The 2,047-nt window shown below is 41.7% G+C and carries 1 protein-coding gene; it reads left to right on the forward strand.

Features of this window, described 5'->3' with window-relative positions:
* Nucleotides 1-591: 591 nt before the first annotated feature.
* Complete coding sequence (gene ltrA, locus HRU21_13135) at nt 592-1,863, forward strand: group II intron reverse transcriptase/maturase (protein NRA43233.1); 1,272 nt, start codon at nt 592-594, stop codon at nt 1,861-1,863.
* Nucleotides 1,864-2,047 lie beyond the last annotated feature (184 nt).

The following is a 2,047-nucleotide window of genomic DNA, read 5'->3' on the forward strand; positions in this document are numbered from 1 at the left end:
CCGATATTTTTCCTAAAATTAGGGAGTAAAGTACCAGGTGAGCGCCAAGGAAAGCGCTTGTAAACTTTTCAGGTGAAAGTCCTGATCGAATAAGGTTTCGCTAACCATTCGTAGCGAGTGTTGCACCTCTTGCGGAAGTCTTCTTTGGCTTTATTGAGGCTGAATTTGAACTGAACAATCGAGGTGAAGCGTACACAGCGAATTATGCAGGCGGCAGGGAGGCCGATCCCTCCTGAGGCGATTTAGCTTCGTTAACCGTATTTACAGGAGACGACACTTTACCTGGAGTGGAAGTCAATATCCGTTACAGTGTTATTAGAACGAGCGAGCTGTACCAATGGGTCCTGTCGGAGTATCTAACGCGTCGCATGTATAAAGAGTTTATGAGTGAACTTGGGAGACCCGTTTTCTTCCTCCTTGCTTGAGGTATGAGTATTCAACGTAAAGCGGAGAAGCTCAGAAGAGACTTCGGGAGTCAGATTGTTTCATAGTACTCAGAGCGTGGGAAAGCCACGTACACGGGGAAGGGAACGACAGTAAATCGTAGCTCTTAAAGGAAACATGAACAGTTAAGATAGGCTGATTGAAATCATGCAAACCTCACTGAGAGGAATAAACAACAAGGCAAAGAATGATTCCCGTCACAGATTCGGAGGTATTTATCGACTTCTGAATGAAGCTAATCTTCGTTGGTCTTTTTATCAATTGAATAAAAGAGCTAGCGTTGGAGTGGATAATTGTGACTGGGATAGCTATGAGACAGATTTGGATGAGAATCTTCAAAATCTGGTCTTACGGCTTAAACGGAAGAGCTACAAAACAAAGCTTATCCGTCGTCATTATATTCCTAAAGCTAATGGCAAACAGAGGCCTCTTGGAATTCCTTCGCTTGAAGATAAAATCGTCCAGTATGCAGCCAGTAAAATTCTGGAAAGTATCTATGAAGCTGACTTTAAAGGCTTCAGCTACGGTTATCGTCCAGTGTTGGGATGTCATGATGCGGTTCGACAAGTCTGCACAGAAGCTAGGGATAAACCTCATAATTGGGTAGTTGAGGCAGATATAAAAGGTTTCTTTGACAATCTTGATCACGGTTGGCTTCTTAAAATGCTTGAGCATCGTATAGATGACAGAGCTTTTATTAAGCTGATAGGAAAATGGTTGAAGGCAGGAATTCTTGATGATGGTGAAGTGATTCGGCCTGAATCTGGAACACCGCAGGGAGGGATTATTTCTCCTGTGCTTGCCAATATCTATCTGCACTATGTACTTGATCTGTGGTTTGATCACAGAGTTAGAAAGCAAAGTGTGGGTAATATTGGAATAGTCCGTTATGCCGATGACTTCGTCTGTTTCTTTCAGAAGAAAGCCGATGCAGAACTCTTCTATGAAATGCTACCAGATAGATTGGCGAAATTCAATTTATCCGTAGCTTCAGAGAAAACAAATTTGCTTCGTTTTACCAAGTTAAATCCAGAACAAAGTGAAAGCTTTGAATTTCTGGGTTTTGAATTTCGATGGCAATCAGGATGTAATAGTAAGTCCTATTTGCAAAAGAAGACATCTGCCAAGAAACAGAGAAAAAGCATAGCTGATTTTAAGCTATGGATCAAGAATATGAGAAACCTCAAGAAAGTATCAGAGCTCATGAGAATAGCTGCCAGTAAGATGAGAGGTCATTATAACTACTTTGGAATAAAAGGAAACTACGAAAGACTGGGTCAATATTATTACTATTGTATTCATGCTCTTTACAAGTGGCTGAATCGTAGAAGTCAGAAAAGAAGTTATAACTGGACTGACTTCAAGGTTGTGCTACAAAACAGTAGGATTCCTAAGCCAAGAGTTAAACACTTTGTCTGAGACGGAAGTGAGATTTACTGAGGAGCCCAGTGCGGTAGTACCGCTCGCTGGGATCTGTGAGGGGGTAGTCAGGTGACTGGCTGTCCTACCTCGATAAAGGTCCGAATGCTAATAGCCAATGACTTATGAATATTCGAACTTTTCTTTATGGTACTTCTCGGATGAACTTGGTAGGTTCATCTCA

Source organism: Pseudomonadales bacterium (assembly GCA_013215025.1).
GTDB lineage: Bacteria > Pseudomonadota > Gammaproteobacteria > Pseudomonadales > DT-91 > DT-91.